At 64.4% G+C, this 16,051-nt stretch carries 17 protein-coding genes; 11 read left to right on the top strand and 6 right to left on the bottom strand.

Features of this window, described 5'->3' with window-relative positions; all coding sequences use genetic code 11:
* Positions 1-253 precede the first annotated feature (253 nt).
* The 4 genes from I6F09_RS00690 to I6F09_RS00675 all read left to right on the top strand — a co-directional run bounded on the left by I6F09_RS00690 (position 254) and on the right by I6F09_RS00675 (position 4,045).
* Complete coding sequence (locus I6F09_RS00690) at positions 254-1,081, top strand: class II glutamine amidotransferase (RefSeq protein ID WP_036001537.1); 828 nt, start codon at positions 254-256, stop codon at positions 1,079-1,081.
* 18 nt (positions 1,082-1,099) lie between these two features.
* Complete coding sequence (locus I6F09_RS00685) at positions 1,100-2,329, top strand: carboxylate-amine ligase (protein WP_225187269.1); 1,230 nt, start codon at positions 1,100-1,102, stop codon at positions 2,327-2,329.
* A gap of 65 nt (positions 2,330-2,394) precedes the next feature.
* Positions 2,395-2,580, top strand: a complete 186-nt coding sequence (locus I6F09_RS00680) for a hypothetical protein (protein WP_225187268.1) — start codon at positions 2,395-2,397, stop codon at positions 2,578-2,580.
* Positions 2,581-2,905: 325 nt separating this feature from the next.
* Positions 2,906-4,045 (top strand): glucuronate isomerase, encoded by a 1,140-nt coding sequence (locus tag I6F09_RS00675; protein WP_225187267.1) that lies wholly within the window; start codon positions 2,906-2,908, stop codon positions 4,043-4,045.
* Between the two features lie 2 nt (positions 4,046-4,047).
* On the opposite strand, the gene gor is transcribed toward I6F09_RS00675, so the two are convergent.
* Genes gor through rpiA form a run of 3 tightly spaced genes read right to left on the bottom strand, consistent with a single transcriptional unit; the run spans position 4,048 to position 6,754 of the window.
* Positions 4,048-5,436 (bottom strand): glutathione-disulfide reductase, encoded by a 1,389-nt coding sequence (gor, locus tag I6F09_RS00670; RefSeq protein ID WP_225187266.1) that lies wholly within the window; start codon positions 5,434-5,436, stop codon positions 4,048-4,050.
* Between the two features lie 47 nt (positions 5,437-5,483).
* Positions 5,484-6,026 carry a DUF2059 domain-containing protein gene (locus tag I6F09_RS00665; RefSeq protein WP_036001556.1) on the bottom strand — a complete coding sequence of 181 codons (543 nt, stop codon included), beginning with the start codon at positions 6,024-6,026 and terminating at the stop codon, positions 5,484-5,486.
* A complete protein-coding gene (gene rpiA / locus I6F09_RS00660; RefSeq protein ID WP_036001558.1) occupies positions 6,023-6,754 on the bottom strand; it encodes a ribose-5-phosphate isomerase RpiA in 732 nt (243 codons plus the stop codon). The genes I6F09_RS00665 and rpiA overlap by 4 nt, the downstream gene beginning before the upstream one ends.
* A gap of 183 nt (positions 6,755-6,937) precedes the next feature.
* On the opposite strand from rpiA, the gene I6F09_RS00655 reads away from it, so the two are divergent.
* From I6F09_RS00655 to I6F09_RS00635, 5 genes are all read left to right on the top strand, one after another.
* Positions 6,938-7,645, top strand: coding sequence for an HAD family hydrolase (locus I6F09_RS00655; protein ID WP_036034495.1), 708 nt, complete (start codon positions 6,938-6,940; stop codon positions 7,643-7,645).
* 266 nt (positions 7,646-7,911) lie between these two features.
* The gene (gene moaA / locus I6F09_RS00650) at positions 7,912-8,931 is read left to right on the top strand and encodes a GTP 3',8-cyclase MoaA (RefSeq protein ID WP_225187265.1); all 1,020 of its coding nucleotides are present in this window, start codon (positions 7,912-7,914) and stop codon (positions 8,929-8,931) included.
* Positions 8,932-9,100: 169 nt separating this feature from the next.
* On the top strand, positions 9,101-9,682 hold the full coding sequence (locus tag I6F09_RS00645; RefSeq protein WP_225187264.1) for a TRAP transporter small permease subunit: 582 nt from the start codon (positions 9,101-9,103) through the stop codon (positions 9,680-9,682).
* A 28-nt stretch (positions 9,683-9,710) separates the two neighbouring features.
* Positions 9,711-11,366: a TRAP transporter large permease subunit gene (locus I6F09_RS00640; protein WP_225187263.1), complete on the top strand. Its 1,656-nt coding sequence runs from the start codon at positions 9,711-9,713 to the stop codon at positions 11,364-11,366.
* A gap of 119 nt (positions 11,367-11,485) precedes the next feature.
* The gene (locus I6F09_RS00635; RefSeq protein WP_225187262.1) at positions 11,486-12,772 is read left to right on the top strand and encodes a M20/M25/M40 family metallo-hydrolase; all 1,287 of its coding nucleotides are present in this window, start codon (positions 11,486-11,488) and stop codon (positions 12,770-12,772) included.
* Here the strand turns inward: I6F09_RS00635 and I6F09_RS00630 are convergent.
* On the bottom strand, positions 12,741-14,072 hold the full coding sequence (locus I6F09_RS00630) for an ATP-binding protein (RefSeq protein ID WP_225187469.1): 1,332 nt from the start codon (positions 14,070-14,072) through the stop codon (positions 12,741-12,743). The genes I6F09_RS00635 and I6F09_RS00630 overlap by 32 nt on opposite strands.
* 85 nt (positions 14,073-14,157) lie before the next feature.
* Entirely contained in the window at positions 14,158-14,832 is a 675-nt protein-coding gene (locus tag I6F09_RS00625; RefSeq protein ID WP_225187261.1) for a response regulator transcription factor, read from the bottom strand.
* Positions 14,833-15,066: 234 nt separating this feature from the next.
* On the opposite strand from I6F09_RS00625, the gene I6F09_RS00620 reads away from it, so the two are divergent.
* The gene (locus I6F09_RS00620) at positions 15,067-15,213 is read left to right on the top strand and encodes a hypothetical protein (RefSeq protein WP_225187260.1); all 147 of its coding nucleotides are present in this window, start codon (positions 15,067-15,069) and stop codon (positions 15,211-15,213) included.
* A 152-nt stretch (positions 15,214-15,365) separates the two neighbouring features.
* Positions 15,366-15,527 (top strand): hypothetical protein, encoded by a 162-nt coding sequence (locus I6F09_RS00615; protein ID WP_225187259.1) that lies wholly within the window; start codon positions 15,366-15,368, stop codon positions 15,525-15,527.
* Here I6F09_RS00615 and I6F09_RS00610 read toward each other — a convergent pair.
* Complete coding sequence (locus tag I6F09_RS00610) at positions 15,524-15,904, bottom strand: hypothetical protein (RefSeq protein WP_225187258.1); 381 nt, start codon at positions 15,902-15,904, stop codon at positions 15,524-15,526. The genes I6F09_RS00615 and I6F09_RS00610 overlap by 4 nt on opposite strands.
* Positions 15,905-16,051 lie beyond the last annotated feature (147 nt).

The raw sequence follows: 16,051 nt of genomic DNA, 5'->3' as shown, positions 1-16,051 counted from the left end.
CGCGGGACTGGTCATCCGACATCACGAGGTTTGCCGACAAACGCCGACGTCCTCGCCAGAGGGGCCCGGATTCTTGTTCGTTTCAGAATTATAGGTACGCCTGTGGGAATCAAGGCGGACCGGCTGCGACCAGCCGCCGCATCCGTTCGGCGTTGCGGGATCGGTCATGCAACCTTTTCGCAGCTGGAACTATGCGTCCGTGACAATTGTTGATGCACCTCGCAACGCATCAAACCGCTTGGCAGGAACCCGCATGTGCCGCTGGATCGCATACCGGGGCGAAACCACCTCGTTCGAGCCTTATGTCACCGAACCCGAGCATTCGCTGATTGCGCAGAGCATCCGCTCGCTTCAGTCCACGGCCGGCTCGAACGGAGACGGCTTTGGTCTCGGCTGGTATGGCGAGCACCCCGAGCCGGGCCTTTATCGCGAGACGCGCCCGGCGTGGTCGGACGAAAACCTGCGCTACCTCTGCCGGCATCTGCACTCGCATCTGTTCTTCGCTCATGTGCGTGCCGCAACCGGCACGGCCGTGACGCGGCAGAATTGTCACCCCTTTGCCTGCGGGCACTGGATGTTCATGCACAACGGGTTCGTCGGGAGCTGGAATCGGCTGCGGCGCAAAGTCGAGGCGCTGATTCCCGATGCCTACTATCCGTCGCGGCTGGGCACGACGGATTCGGAAGCCGTGTTCCTGGCCATGATGGGGGCCGGTCTCGAGCACGATCCGCTCGGCGCGACACAGTCCGTGCTGCAATCCCTCCTCGGATTCGTCAATGAAGGCGGGCTTCGCGAACGGCTGCGCTTTACCAGCGCGATTGCCAACGGCCGCGACCTCTACGCATTTCGGGTCTCGGTGAACGATGCCGCGAACACGCTCTACTTCCGCGAGGACGGCGGGCAAGTCATCGTCGTCTCCGAGCCGTTCGATAAGGAATCGGACTGGGCGGAAGTCCCGCCGAACCACGCCCTGATCGCGCGAGCGTCCGAAGCCGTCAAAATTGTTCCGTTCGACCTTGCAATTTCCAGTACATCGGGTGCGGAACCGGCCACAATCAGACGGATTATCGCCCGCAGGTAATGACCGCGCCGGTGGCCAATGACATTTGCTTCAGACGTTTCAAAGCTGCTGCGTCTTGCCCCCTCCGAGGACAAGCAGCATGTCGTCATCCGTTCTGCCGGCGGCGGCGGTAATCCGGCGGAATATTCCTTCGGCATCGAGGAGGAATACTTCCTCGCTGACCGCCGCAGCTTCGAGGTCGCGATCCGCACGCCCAACGAGCTGTTCGAATCGGCAAACTGGTCGACCGGCGGCCAAGCCATGCGCGAGATGCTGCAATCGCAGCTCGAGGTCGCAACCAACGTTCATGTCGACGTGAACGACGCGCGGGAGGAGCTGCGCTTCCTGCGACGCGAGGTCGCGAACGTCGCTGCGCAATACGGCTTTGTGATCATGGCCTGCGGCACGCACCCGAGCGCAGTCTGGCGCATGTCGCAGCCCAGCCCGAAACCGCGCTACGAGGAGATGATCGAGGATCTGCGCAGCATCGGTCACCGCAACATGATGTGCGGCATGCACGTGCATGTGCAGTTGCCGGATCCCGAGAAACGCATGGCGGTGATGCGGGCGATGCTGCCGCACCTGCCGTTGTTCATCGCGCTGTCGGCGTCCTCGCCCTTCTGGAATTCGCACAAGACCGGATTGAAGGGCTACCGCCTCGCGGCTTATTCCGAGCTGCCGCGCACCGGCCTGCCCGAATTGTTCGAAGGCAAGCAGGATTTCGACGCTTATGTCGGCGCGTTGCAGCGCTCCGGCGTGATCCCGGACGAAAGCCACATCTGGTGGGCAATGCGCCCCTCCATGAACCATCCGACGCTGGAGCTTCGCGCGCCCGACACCTGCACCTTCGTCGACGACGCGGTTGCCATCGCCTCGCTCTACCGCTGCCTGACGCGGCATCTCTATCTGCGCCCTCAGCTGTCCCGGGAGGTCACTGCGGTCGAGCGCGCGATCGCGGTCGAGAACAAATGGCGCGCCCAGCGCTACGGCACCGACTGCATCTTCGCCTCCAAGGACGGGCCGGTGACGATCTCGGAGCTGCTCACCGGGGTGATCGACGACATTGCGGAGGACGCAGCCGCACTGCACTGCTCCGCCGAGATCGAACACTGCCGCACCATCGTCGCGCGCGGCAGCTCGGCGGAATTCCAGCTTCGCGCCTATCGCGAAAGCGGCGACGACATCGCAGCCGTGTCACAATGGATCGCTACATCTACGCTGTCGGGAACGAGCGCGCTTATCCAACGCAGCGCTTCTGCGCCGTCATAGCGCCCCGCGCAAGCTTGTGCGACGAAAATGCCATTCCTGAGTTACGGAGATCGTTGGAGAAGCGCATGAATCGCACCACACCCTGCACCGGCTGCGGCCATGCGCTTGTCCCGATGCTGACGGCCCACGGCCACACGGAGCCGAGCTGCCTCTGGTGCGAAGGCTTCGACGCGCGCGCCATGGACATGGCGAAATGGGCAGGCAGCCCGTCCGGCAAGCCCGAGCCGGAGCTCCCGCGATCATTCGACTGAACCGTGCCAGGCGCCCGTCGCGGGGGCCGGCTGCATGCGCTTTTGCAGGGCATGCCGACAAATTAGACAAGACAAGCCGCTGCGCCCACTGACGGCTTGCCAGGACAGGTCGGGCGAGTTCGGCGCCACCCATTGCCTAACCTCAGGTGCAATCTCGATTATTTGCGCGTCGCGTGCAGCCGGCGGACCAGCGCGCCGCATTGCGCTCCGGCTGGCCTGAAATTCGCAAGACAGCATCAGGCCAAGTCCCTGCCCGGCCACGATGAGGAGCGGTCAGTCACGGCGCTCGGCTTCCGGGATGAATGGCCTCAGATCGGAGAATGCCATGAACGTGCATGCTGCCGGAAACATCAAATTCACCGGTCTCACCCATCCGAACGGCGCCCGGCTGCGCCTCAACGATCAGGACTTCGTGGCGATCGATCGCGACAAGAATGCGAATTTCGAGCCGACCTACCGGCCGCAGGCGCTCTACAACCGCGCCAACGAAGGCTTCCACGCCAACAACGAAACCTTCCTGCTGCACGAGGTCGCCACCAATCTGCCGATCTATCGGCCCGACACCGGCCCCACCGACTTCCATTTGCATCTGCCGCCGGGCGGCTTTCAGCTCGTGCTGGTCACCTCGGGCGCGTTCACCTTCGACTATGACGGCCGCTGGTACAATGTCGGCCCGGGCGCGGTGATGCTTCAAAGCGCGATCGTGCATCGCCAGCTGTTCTACACGTGGTCGGGCCTGTCGACCGAAGAGAATTTGAAGACGCCGCAGACGGTGGTGCCCGATCCGATCTCGATGGGCTATTCCGGCAAGTTTCTCGAAGCCTTCATCACCGATCCCACCACCTTTCCGAACCCGACCATTGTCGGTCCGGATCAGATCAATGAGGACGAAACGCCGCGCGTGGCCTGGAGCCATCCGCTGCATGACCGCCCGGCCGATGCCGGCTTCTGGCTTCAGGATCCCCTGGCGCTCGACGCACTGTTCAAGCCGCTCACCGATGGTTCTGTCAGATCGGCGATGCCGGTTTACATTCGCGACATCGGCATCGAGATTCCGAGCGGGCATCTCGTCACCGGCCACATCATCGCGACCGACCCGCGTGGCCACGCGCTCTTGCCGAAGAGCACGTCTGCCGCGGCGGACGCGACCTGTTTTGCCAAGGGCGAGGTCGTGATCTATCGCGTCATTCGCGGCACGGCCGAGTTCAAGAAGAAGTCCGGCGAGAGCTTTGAACTCTCTGCCGGCGACGTGGTGACGGCGGGCAAGGATTCCATCAACCTGATCGGCGTCGGCGAAAACACGCAGGTCCTCCGCCTCGGCCTGCTCAAGGGCATGAACGAGCTGCGCAGCTGGACGGCGACACAGCGCGACGAGATCGACGGCCTCGCCGGTCAGATCATCACGCAAAAGGACGTGCGTCCCCTGCGCACCGAGGGCAAACCGGTCGGATATCTGTACGGCTGAGGCTACTCCGCCGCCTGCCGCACGTGCCGTGCGGTCGGGGTGCGCATGGTGACGAGCTCTTCGGCCGCGGTCGGATGCAGCGCGATGGTCGCGTCGAAATCGGCCTTGGTCGCCTTCATCTTCACCGCGATCGCGACGGCCTGCGTGATCTCGGCGGCGGCATCGCCGACGATGTGACAGCCGAGCACGCGGTCGGTCGCGCCGTCGACCACGAGCTTCATCAGCACGCGGGTGTCGCGGCCGGACATCGTCGCCTTGATGGGCCGGAACGTCGTCTTGTAGATGTCGACGTGGCTGAATTGCGCGCGCGCCTCGGTTTCCGTCAGGCCGACAGTGCCGACCTCCGGCTGCGAGAACACGGCCGTCGGGATATTGGCGTGGTCGACCTGCACCTCGCGCTTGCCGAACACCGTGTCGGCGAAGGCATGGCCCTCCCGGATCGCGACCGGCGTCAGGTTGAAGCGGTGGGTGACGTCGCCGATGGCATAGATGCTGTCGACCGAGCTCTTGGAGAAATGGTCGACCGCGATGCCGCCGTTGGCGGGATTGATGGCGACGCCGGCATTCTCCAGGCCGAGATTGGCGACGTTCGGATGGCGGCCGATCGCGAACATCACCTGGTCGGAGGCGAGGCTCGAGCCGTTCGACAGATGCGTGGTGAAGTCCTCGCCGTGGCGGTCGACCTTGGTCACGGTGCAGCCGGTGAGAATGGTGATGCCCTGCTTCTCCATCTCGGCGCGGACATGGGTCCGGACATCCTCGTCGAAGCCGCGAAGAATGTTTTCGCCGCGATAGATTACCGTCACATCGGAGCCGAAGCCGGCGAAGATGCCGGCGAATTCCAGCGCGATATAGCCGCCGCCCTGGATCACGATCCGCTTCGGCAGCCTCGCAAGATGAAACGCCTCGTTGGAGGAGATCACGTGCTCGATGCCGGGGATCGCCGCGCCATGGTTGGGCGCGCCGCCGGTGGCGATCAGGATGTACTTCGCCGTGACCTTCTTGTCGTTCTCGAGCAGGCGGACGGTGTGCTTGTCCTCGATCACCGCGCGGCTCTTGACGATCTGCGCGCCTGATTTCTCGACGTTGGCGGTGTAGGCCGCCTCCAGCCGCGCGATCTCCTTGTCCTTGTTGGCGATCAGCGTCGGCCAGTCGAAGCTGGCGGGCGGCACGGTCCAGCCGAAGCCGGCGGCGTCCTCGAGCTCGTGACGGACGTGCGAGCCGATCACGAACAGCTTCTTCGGCACACAGCCGCGGATCACGCAGGTGCCGCCCATGCGGTACTCTTCCGCGATCATGACGCGGGCGCCGTAGCCGGCCGCGATGCGGGCGGCACGGACGCCGCCCGAGCCGCCACCAATGACGAAGAGGTCGACGTCGAAATCAGCCATTATCCACTCCGACCCCTTATCAGGAACGAGCTTTCAGATAGGTGCGCTCAGATCTCCTTGCCACGCTTGCGCATCTCGGCACGGAAGGCGCCCATCACGGTTTCCGAGAAGTTCTGGGCCCAGCTGTTCATGAACGCCATGCTCTGCCCGATCGCGCGCGGCTCGGCATCGATCAGCTTCTTGCCCAGCGGCGACTTGTAGAAGGTGACGAGGTCCTTCAGCTCCTGCTCGGTGAACTCGCTGGCATAAATCTGCGCCATGCCTTCGCCGATCTCGCTCTGGCGGCCGTTGAGCTGTTGGGCCACGATCGGGGCGACCTCGTTGAGGTCCTTCTGGTAATTCAGGTTCTGCTGGATCAGCGCGCCCTTGGTCTTCTCGACCATGCCCGGCACGGCGCCCGCATACATCCCGGCGGCGTTCTTGATCTGCAGAATTTCCTTCGCTGCCGCAATCGCCGCGGGCGACGCCTTCGGCAGGGCCGGCGCCGCGGGAGCCTTCTGGCCCGCCTGCTGCGCGGCGACCGGGGCGGCGGAAAGGGCCAATCCCGCAGCGAGAGCCGCAGCCGGCAAGAATTTCAACACGTTCTTCATTCCTGGTCTCCTTTCGGCTTGCGCCGTTCAATCACGCGGATTCCGCCACCGCCCGCCAGAACGGCCGAGCTGGCCAAGCCGATGAACAGCCCGTGCTCGACCACACCGGGAATGGCGCTCAACGCCTTGGCGAGACCGGGGGGATCCGTAATACGTCCGAGCTGGGCATCGACGATCCAGTGGCCGCCATCGGTGACGAAAACGTGGCCGTCCTTGTCCCCGCCTTTGGCCTTGCGGACCGCCATTTGCCCGGAAACGCCGCATTCGGCAAATGCCTTTTCGATCGCGCGGCGCGTCGCACCGAGCCCGAACGGGATGACCTCGATCGGCAGCGGAAACTTGCCGAGCGTCGGCACCCATTTGCTGTCGTCGGCAATCACGATCATGCGGTCCGAGGCGGCCGCCACGATCTTCTCGCGCAACAGCGCGCCGCCGCCGCCCTTGATCAGATTGAGCTCGGGATCGATCTCGTCGGCGCCGTCGATCGTGAGGTCGAGATGGTCGATCTCGTCCAGCGTCGTCAGCTTGACGCCGCAGCGTTCCGCATCGGCCCGCGTCGCCTCGGAGGTCGGCACGCCGATCACCTTGAGCCCGGCGGCAACGCGTTCGCCGAGCAGCTCGACGAAGTGCTTGGCGGTCGAGCCGGTGCCGAGCCCGAGCTGCATGCCGTCGCGCACCTCCTCCAGCGCACGCGCCGCAGCCTGCCGCTTCAACTGGTCCATGGTCACGTGTGCGCCTGCCTTGTGAAGTCTCGAACATGCGGCCGATTCCGGCCGGTTTCGGGCGCCTATGTAGCCTCGTTTTTCCCAGGAGAACAGGGCCTGGAACAGGGTCTGGGAACAGGCCTATAAGGTGATCTTATGGGCCCGCCCCTTGCGCGGATAGGACCGGGCCGGTAGCGCTTGGGAATCATGACCTCCTTCAAGACGACTTCCCCTCACACCATCGTCTTCGATCTCGACGGCACGCTGGTGGATACGGCACCCGACCTGATCACGGCCCTCAATTACGTGCTCGACCGCGAAGGCCTGCCGCCGGTGCCGATGGCCTCGGCCCGCAACATGATCGGCGCCGGTGCCCGCAAGCTGATCGAGCGGGGGCTGGAGGCGGAGGGCCGCACCGTCACCCCCGCCGACATGGACCGGATGACGGCGGATTTCATCGCCTATTACGCCGACCATATCGCTGTGGAATCCCGCCCTTTCGAGGGTCTCGAGGCCGCGCTGGACCAGTTTGCCGCCCAGGGCCATCGCCTCGCGGTCTGCACCAACAAGCTGGAATGGCTGTCGAAGCGCCTGCTGGACCAGCTCGACCTCAGCCGCCGCTTCGCGGCGATCTGCGGCGCGGACACCTTTGGCGTCCAGAAGCCCGATCCGACCATTCTTCGCGAGACCGTGGCCCGGGCCGGCGGCGAGGTGAAGGCCAGCATCATGGTCGGCGACGCCGGAACCGATGTCGGTGTCGCCCGGCGGGCCGGCGTGCCCGTGATCGGGGTCAGCTTCGGCTACACCGACGTGCCGATCGCCGAGCTGAAGCCGGACCGCCTGATCCACCACATGCGCGACCTGCCGGCGGCCGCGATCAGCCTGATGACGGCAAGCAACACAGCAACGCTTTGATAGGATTGCCATTTTCGCCGCCTCACATCCCGAATGGATGCATAGAGGGCTGACTTCACCGGCGCCGCGGGCGTTGCCGGTCGTACGCGGAACCCAGCTGCGAGCCGCACCGAACGAGCCGAAATCCCGCGCCGAGGGGGTCACATGCGTCAGTGCTGCACTCACGTATACCACCCGATTGTCCTTGCCGCGTCCGATGCTTAGATTGCGTCGACCGCACCGCTGCAGCAAAGGTGCGCCCGTCGCCATAAGTGAAGGCCTCTCGCATGACCGGATCCGCCGCATTGTCGACCCCGATGACCGATCCGTTCGGGCGGACCATCACCTACTTGCGCGTCTCCGTCACCGACCGCTGCGACCTGCGCTGCTTCTACTGTATGTCCGAAGACATGACGTTCCTGCCCAAGGCGGACCTGCTGACGCTGGAGGAGCTCGATCGGCTCTGTACGGCCTTCATCGCCAAGGGCGTGAAGAAGCTGCGCCTCACCGGCGGCGAGCCCTTGGTCCGCCGCAATGTGATGTCGCTGGTGCGCTCGTTGTCGCGGCATCTGTCGAGCGGCGCGTTGAGCGAGCTGACGCTGACCACCAACGGCACCCAGCTTGCGAAGCACGCGCGGGAGCTCGCCGATTGCGGCGTCCGCCGCATCAACGTCTCGCTCGACACCCTCGATCCCAAGAAGTTTCGCGAGATCACCCGCTGGGGCGAGATCGACAAGGTGCTGGAGGGCATCGAGGCCGCGCGCGCCGCAGGGCTCGCCGTGAAGATCAACGCCGTGGCGCTGAAGAACCTCAACGAGGACGAGCTGCCTTCGCTGATGCGCTGGGCCCACGGCAAGGGCATGGGCCTGACGCTGATCGAGGTGATGCCGATGGGCGAGATCGGATCGGGCCGGATCGACCAATATCTGCCGCTGTCGCTGGTGCGGGCCCGCCTCGCCCAGCAATTCACGCTGACCGATCTGGCCGAGAGCACCGGCGGTCCGGCGCGCTATGTCGGCGTCGCCGAGACCGCCGGCAAGCTCGGCTTCATCACGCCGATGACCCACAATTTCTGCGAATCCTGCAACAGGGTGCGCATCACCTGCACCGGGACTCTGCACACCTGCCTCGGCCACGAGGATGCCTCCGATTTGCGCAAACCTCTGCGTGCATCGAGCGACGATCTATTGCTTGCGGATGCGATCGACCGCGCCATCGGCCTGAAGCCCAAGGGCCACGATTTCATCATCGACCGCCGTCACGACCGTCCGAGCGTCTCCCGGCACATGAGCGTCACGGGCGGCTAACTCCGTAGAGTTGCGGTCCTATTCCCCTTAACTATCAACAAACTTCCGATTGACTGGCGGCACGCCCGCTGGTTTGGTGCGGCGGCCTCATGCCTGCGCGGCGAGACAAGCCACGCGCCATCTCGGCGCAGTCAAGACGGCCGGGGCACAATCGGGGGAGGACCTATCGTTGCAAGCGCTCCTTAAGCTGAGCAGCAGGATCGACGCGTTCACGCGCTGGACCGGCAAACGTATTGCGTGGCTGATCGTGCTCGCCGTTGTCATTTCGGCGGTCAACGCGATCATCCGCAAGACGTTCGACACCTCGTCCAATTCGTGGCTCGAACTGCAATGGGTGCTGTTCAGCATCGTCTTCCTGCTCTGTTCGCCCTGGACGCTGCTCGACAATGAGCACATCCGCATCGATATCGTGAGCAACACGATGCCGAAGAAGGCACGCAACGTCATCGACGTGGTCGGTCACGTGTTCTTCCTCATTCCGATCTGCATCGTCATGATCGTCACGGGCGTGCCGTTCTTCCTGCGCTCCTTCCAGATCAACGAGCAATCCGGCAATGCCGGCGGCCTGCCGCAATGGCCTGCCAAAGCCCTGATCATGATCGGGTTCGCGTTCCTGCTGGTGCAAGCCATCTCCGAGCTGATCAAGCGGATTGCAGTGATGCGCGGCTTGATGCCGGACCCGCACGAATCGCAGGTGTCGGCGCTGGAAGCGGAAGTCGAGCATCTCGTCGAAGCGATCGAGAAGAAGTAGGCCGTTGGCGACGGTGTAGGGGGAATTCATGACCGCATTCATCATCGCCAATATGGCGCCCATCATGTTCGTATCGCTGGTCGTCATGCTGCTGCTCGGCTATCCGGCGGCATTCTCGCTCGGCGCCGTCGGCCTGTTCTTCGCCATCATCGGCGTCGAACTCGGCCAGTTTCACCCCGACTTCCTCCAGGCCTTGCCGGAGCGCGTCTATGGCGTGATGAACAACGACACGCTGCTCGCGATCCCCTTCTTCACCTTCATGGGACTGGTGCTGGAGCGGTCGGGCATGGCCGAGGACCTGCTCGATACCATCGGCCAGCTATTCGGCACCATCCGCGGCGGCCTCGCCTATGCGGTGATCTTCGTCGGCGCGCTGCTCGCTGCGACCACCGGCGTGGTGGCGGCGTCCGTGATCTCGATGGGCCTGATCTCGCTGCCGATCATGCTGCGCTATGGCTATGATCGCCGTGTGGCGGCCGGCGTCATCGCCGCCTCCGGCACGCTCGCGCAAATCATTCCGCCCTCCCTCGTCCTGATCGTGATGGCCGACCAGCTCGGCAAGTCCGTCGGCGACATGTACGAAGGCGCCTTCATCCCGGGCCTCGTGCTTGCCGCCCTCTACGCCGGATACGCTTTCCTCGTCAGCATGATCTGGCCGAAGGCGGCGCCCGGCCTGCCGAAGGACGCCATCGGCTTCCGCGAAGAGAACGGCGATCGCGGCCTTGTATCGCTCGGTGTGCTGTTCCTCGCGAGCTGCGCATTCGGATGGCTCATGATGCGCAGTTCAACCACTCGCGGCGCCGATTACGTCGTGCTCAGCATGTTCTACGGCATCATCTTCGCATTCGCCGTCGCCGTGCTGAACTGGGTGGTGGATAAGCTGACCGGATTCCGTTTCCTCTCGAAGATGGCGCAGCAAACCACCTTCGTGATGGTGCCGCCGCTGTTCCTGATCTTCCTGGTGCTGGGCACCATCTTCATCGGCATCGCCACGCCGACCGAAGGCGGTGCGATGGGTGCCGCCGGCGCCCTCATTCTAGGTGCCGTGAAGCGGCGGCTGAGCTGGGACCTGATCCGGCAGGCCACGGAATCGACCGCCAAGCTGTCGGCCTTCGTCGTGTTCATCCTGGTCGGCGCCCGCATCTTTTCGCTCACCTTTTACGGGGTCAACGGTCACGTCTGGGTCGAGCATCTGCTCACCTCGCTGCCGGGCGGCCAGATCGGCTTCCTGATCTTCGTCAACGCGCTCGTATTCGTACTGGCCTTCTTCCTCGACTTCTTCGAGCTGGCCTTCATCGTGATCCCGCTGCTGGGACCGGCCGCCGAGAAGCTCGGCATCGACCTGATCTGGTTCGGCGTCATTCTCGGCGTCAATATGCAGACCTCGTTCATGCACCCGCCGTTCGGATTCGCGCTGTTCTATCTCCGGTCCGTCGCGCCGAAGGAGCGATACACCGATCGCGTCACCGGCAAGCGGATGGACCCCGTCACCACCGGCCAGATCTATTGGGGTGCGGTGCCCTTCGTCGTCATCCAGATCATCATGGTCGGCCTCGTGATCGCGTTCCCGTCGATGGTGATGCACTACAAGGGCGTGCAGACGAACATCGACCCCTCTACGATCAAGATCGAGGTGCCGCAGATCGAGCTGCCGCCGCTGGATCTCGGCCCACCGCAGAAGTAGCGTGAACGAGGCTCGCCGTCATGCTCCGCTATCGCGGCGCATGACGCGCCTCGCCGCGTGACAAGCAGCGAAATCGGAGGCATACCGGCCGTCCCCCCACCCCGCATGGATGGCCGCTCATGCCTCGATCGCACCTCGGCTCCACGTTCTTTGGAACGTTGATCGCCTCACTCTGGCTGTCTGCCGCAACGCTGGTGCAGGCCGAGCCGGTCGCGGACGTCCATGCGCTGGCGCAGAACGAAAAGCAGCCACTGCTCGACACGCTGCGCGATCTCGTCAACATCGAATCCGGCAGCAAGGACATCGAGGGCCTGAACCAGATCGCCGAACGCATTGCCGGCCAGCTCAAGCAGCTCGGCGGCACCGTGGCAATCCTGCAGCCCACCGACATCTATCGCCTCGACGACACCCCTGAGAAGATCGGGCCGGCCGTGCACGCCGTGCTCAAGGGCACGGGGTCCAAGAAGATCATGCTGATTGCCCACATGGACACGGTGTACCTGAAGGGCATGCTGAAGGACCAGCCGTTCCGCATTGACGGCGACAAGGCCTACGGCCTCGGCATTGCCGACGACAAGCAGGGAATCGCGCTCATTCTTCATACCGTTGCATTGCTGCAGAAGCTGAACTTCAGGGATTACGGCACGCTCACGGTGCTCACGAACGGCGACGAGGAGATCTCCTCGCCCGGCTGGCGCAGCACCATCACCAAGCTCGCCTCGGATCAGGACGTGGTGTTCTCGTTCGAGGGCGGCGGCACCGACGGCACGCTGCGCCTCGCCACCAGCGGCATCGGCTCGGCCTATCTCACCGTGCATGGCAGATCGTCACATGCCGGCGCGCGGCCCGAAGGCGGCGTGAATGCGCTGTACGAGCTCTCGCATCAGGTGCTGCAGATGAAGGACTTGTCCAAGCCCGAGCAGGGCCTGAAGCTGAACTGGACGGTGTCAAAGTCCGGCACCAACCGCAATGTGATCCCCGCCGAGGCGACGGCCCAGGCCGACGCGCGTGCGCTCAAGGTGTCCGACTTCGACGAGCTGCAGAAGGCGCTGCAGGACAAGATCAAGAATCGCCTGCTGCCGGAGTCCAGGGTCGAGCTGAAGTTCGAGGTGCGCCGCCCGCCGCTCGAACCCAGCGAAGCCTCCCGCCGGGTGGCTGCCCATGGCAAGACGATCTACGGCGAGATTGGACTATCCCTCAAGGTCGACGAGAAGGCCACCGGCGGAGGCACCGACGCAGCTTTTGCCGCGCTGCAGTCCAAGGGAGCCGTGGTGGAAGGCATGGGATTGTCGAGCTTCGGCGCGCACTCCAACGACGCCGAATATGTCCAGATCGACAGCATCGTGCCGCGGCTGTATCTGACGTCACGCATGATCATGGACCTGTCGACCGGCAAGCTGAAATAGCGGTTGAGCCAACTTCTCCCACAAGGGGAGAGGGTAAAGAGGCAGTTTTGTTCGCGAGCCGAAACCGCAGCGTGAACTCCGCGCCGCCGCCGGGCAGGTTCTCCACCGACACCGTGGCGGCGTGATCATCCGCCACGGCGCGCACGATCGAGAGCCCCAGCCCCGCGCCGTCACTGCGCCGGCGATCGGCGCGCCAGAAGCGCTGGAAGATCAGCTCGCGCTCGCCCTCGCCGATGCCCGGGCCGGAATCGCGCACGCGCACTGAACCGTCTTCTCCCATCTCGACCTCGACGGTGGTGCCCTCCGCCGTGAACTTGATGGCGTTTTCGGCAAGATTGAACACCGCGCGCTGCAGCATCTCCGAATTGCCGTGGATCAGGACGGGCGCCTCGGTGCCCTTCAGCGCGATGTCCTTGCGTTGCGCGATCGCGAACGGAGCGATCGAGCCGACCACCTCGGCACAGACGGCGCGCAAATCCGCGGTCTCGTCGGGATCGAGCACTAGCGTGTCGAGCTCGGCAATCTCCAGCAGTTGGGCGACGATCCGGCTCATCGCCTCGACATCGGCATGCAGCGCCCGCCGTTCCGCGCCGTCGCCGAGCGTCTCGATCCGCGTGCGCAAGATTGCGAGCGGCGTGCGCAATTGATGCGCGGCATCCGCCGTGAATTGCCGCTGCACGCGAAAGCCGGCCTCGAGGCGGTCGAGCGCCTGGTTCACGGCGGTGACCAGCGGCACGATCTCGCGCGGAATCTGCTCGGTCGGCAGGCGAATGTCGGTGCGTGCAGGGCCGATGTTGCTGGCCTCCTGAGAGGCTTTCCACAACGGCGCGATCGCCCGGCGGAAGATGATGATGTCGATGGCAAGCAGGACCAGGAGGATCGGGACGGTGATCCACCCGACCCGCCGGAAAAAGTTCGAGACGATATCGTCGATGATGACGTCCCGGTGGGCCAGATCCTCGGCAACCTGGATGCGCACCGTCTTGCCGGCAACGTCTCGCGTGACGCTGGCGCCGGAGACGGTGTCGGAGAAACGGGAGGGCGTCGTCACTGAGCGTCGGTGCGAGGAGAACAGCGACCTTCCGTCGGCATCGCGAATGTCGAACTGGTAGCGGCCATAAGCGTCCGAGTACAGCCCCTTGAGGCTGTCGGGCAGGTTGAAGGTCAACGTGCCGTCCGGCTGCGCGACGATGCGCTCCGCCAGCACCTCGGCCTGCGCGCGCATGGCATCGCGATGCAGCTGGTCGATCTCGGAGTTGAGCAGCCAGAACAACACCAGCGGCAGGAAGATCGCGACCATCGCGACCGCGACGATGTGCAGGAAGACGATGCGCGAGATCAGCGATTTGAAGGTCAGCGATCCGGCACGGCCCGCGGCGGGCACGCTATTTCTCCTCGGTCATGAGATAGCCGACGCCACGGATCGTATGGATCACGACCTTCGCGCCGTGTTCGGCCAGCTGCTTGCGCAGCCGCGACACGTAGACCTCGACCGCGTTGGAGGCGACCTCGCCGTCGAGCCCGAAGATGTGGTCCTCGACGTTCTTCTTCGGTACCACCCGCCCCTGCCGGCGCAGCAGGATCTCGAGCACCGAGGTCTCGCGCGCGGAGATGATCCGCGGCTGGTCGTCGACGAAGATCTGCCGGCTCTCGGTGTCGTAGACGAGGTTGGCGAGAGTGAGCGAGCGGCCGAGCAACTGGCCGGGGCGGCGCAGGATGGCCTCCAGCCGCGCCACCAGCTCCTCCATCGCGAACGGTTTTGCCAGATAGTCGTCGGCGCCGCTGCGCAGGCCGGTGACGCGGTCCTGCAAGCCGCCGCGCGCGGTCAGCACCAGCACCGGCAGCGGCTCCATCTTGAGGCGCAGCTCGCGCAGCACCGACAGGCCGTCGCCGTCGGGCAGGCCGAGGTCGAGGATCATCGCGGCATAGTTCACGCAGCTCACCGCCTCGCGCGCCTCGGCGGCACTCCCCACGACGTCGCTCTCGTAGCCGGCCGCCGCCAGCCCGCCGGCAACAAGCCGCGACAGCTCAGCATTGTCCTCAACGATCAGAAGCCGCATCGAAGTCCCCACGAACACCCAAGGTCGCCGCACGGCCCCGCGGCATCTTCGCTCTTCTTCCACCATTCCGGCCGCCGCGGCCAGCGAAAAAGGTCCGATGGCCATACGCTTGTCAGGTTGGTGTAAGCCCATCATCGCAGGTGCCCGCGAAGGATCCGGTCCAGACCGCAGAAGGAGGTCAAGAGCTCGGCATCTGCTGGGGCGCAGATAGCTTGGATCGGCCTGCAGGCGATCATGGTCGCGGTCGTCATCGCCTTCCCGATCACGGTGACGGCACTGCTGGATGCGCACGCGAAGGTGGACCTGGACAAGATCAAGCTCGAGACCGGACGTCGAGCTGCCACCGCCGCTCGATTTCGGCCAGCCGAAGAATTGATCTGAGGGACTTGGAGGGCACCGCCCGTGCATCGCGATTCCGTCGGGGTGGACGGCCGCCTCGCGCTATGGCTAGAATTCAAGGTCAGAGCTGCGCCTGGAGGAGCCCGATGCCGTATTTCCATTCCGGACAGGATCAAAGCGACCGCATTTGCAAGATGCTTGCCGACCTCTTTTGCGCGCTGTTGCTGGGGACTTTTGCCGTCGTCTTCTTTGGCTGGCTCGGCGGCCTTGCCGCCCTCGTGATCATCGAAGCATGCCTGGTGGGGCTCGATTGGCTCATTCCGAGCACGGATGACGCCGCTGGCGTCGTTCGCTAGGATCCCAGACCAAGCCTCGGCTGCCGCTCGTCTGGTTGGATACACTGCTCTCGAAAGGCCGTTCTCAATTGCGCCAGCTGGTCGCGTGTCGCTCCCAGCTCTGCGTCGGTCCGACTTGCAGGTAGATCCGCGTAAGCGATCGGCCGATCGAACTGGCTCGCCGTGAAGTCGTACCTCTCGCCGCCGATCCGATTATAGAAATGGTCTCCGGCCGGCAGAGGCGTCTTCAGCAAATCACCGCCGAAGAGTTCGTGAATAAGCAGCGCAGTGACGTTGCACTGCCCCGCCGCGGGATTGTCCGCAGTCCACTGACTGGCCGTCGCCAGCGACCATGCCTTGCGCAGTGCTCTTTGGATTTCAGCGGGATCAAAGCGCATCCGGCCATCGTCCAGCGGTACGACGGATCGGTCGATGATGCATGTCTACCACTGTTTTGCCCGACGGGTCAAAAAATTCGGCAATTTCGCAGTCGCTCATGGTGGCGCCGCAGGTCATGCCGCCAAGTCATTGATAATGCTGCTCCC

The organism is Bradyrhizobium sp. IC3195, assembly GCF_020193585.1.
GTDB lineage: Bacteria > Pseudomonadota > Alphaproteobacteria > Rhizobiales > Xanthobacteraceae > Bradyrhizobium > Bradyrhizobium yuanmingense.
Note: the sequence above shows the minus strand (reverse complement) of the source record. Positions and strands in the feature narration are given on the sequence as shown.

Bases quoted from the DNA above. Each gene is read 5' to 3' on its own strand.
- I6F09_RS00625 (WP_225187261.1), bottom strand. From the start codon at position 14,832: ATGCGGCTTCTGATCGTTGAGGACAATGCTGAGCTGTCGCGGCTTGTT.
- I6F09_RS00675 (WP_225187267.1), top strand. From the start codon at position 2,906: ATGAACGTGCATGCTGCCGGAAACATCAAATTCACCGGTCTCACCCAT.
- I6F09_RS00655 (WP_036034495.1), top strand. From the start codon at position 6,938: ATGACCTCCTTCAAGACGACTTCCCCTCACACCATCGTCTTCGATCTC.
- I6F09_RS00620 (WP_225187260.1), top strand. From the start codon at position 15,067: ATGGTCGCGGTCGTCATCGCCTTCCCGATCACGGTGACGGCACTGCTG.
- I6F09_RS00615 (WP_225187259.1), top strand. From the start codon at position 15,366: ATGCTTGCCGACCTCTTTTGCGCGCTGTTGCTGGGGACTTTTGCCGTC.
- I6F09_RS00635 (WP_225187262.1), top strand. From the start codon at position 11,486: ATGCCTCGATCGCACCTCGGCTCCACGTTCTTTGGAACGTTGATCGCC.
- gor (WP_225187266.1), bottom strand. From the start codon at position 5,436: ATGGCTGATTTCGACGTCGACCTCTTCGTCATTGGTGGCGGCTCGGGC.
- I6F09_RS00690 (WP_036001537.1), top strand. From the start codon at position 254: ATGTGCCGCTGGATCGCATACCGGGGCGAAACCACCTCGTTCGAGCCT.
- I6F09_RS00680 (WP_225187268.1), top strand. From the start codon at position 2,395: ATGAATCGCACCACACCCTGCACCGGCTGCGGCCATGCGCTTGTCCCG.
- I6F09_RS00630 (WP_225187469.1), bottom strand. From the start codon at position 14,072: ATGGTCGCGATCTTCCTGCCGCTGGTGTTGTTCTGGCTGCTCAACTCC.
- I6F09_RS00610 (WP_225187258.1), bottom strand. From the start codon at position 15,904: ATGCGCTTTGATCCCGCTGAAATCCAAAGAGCACTGCGCAAGGCATGG.
- moaA (WP_225187265.1), top strand. From the start codon at position 7,912: ATGACCGGATCCGCCGCATTGTCGACCCCGATGACCGATCCGTTCGGG.
- I6F09_RS00685 (WP_225187269.1), top strand. From the start codon at position 1,100: ATGACATTTGCTTCAGACGTTTCAAAGCTGCTGCGTCTTGCCCCCTCC.
- I6F09_RS00640 (WP_225187263.1), top strand. From the start codon at position 9,711: ATGACCGCATTCATCATCGCCAATATGGCGCCCATCATGTTCGTATCG.
- I6F09_RS00665 (WP_036001556.1), bottom strand. From the start codon at position 6,026: ATGAAGAACGTGTTGAAATTCTTGCCGGCTGCGGCTCTCGCTGCGGGA.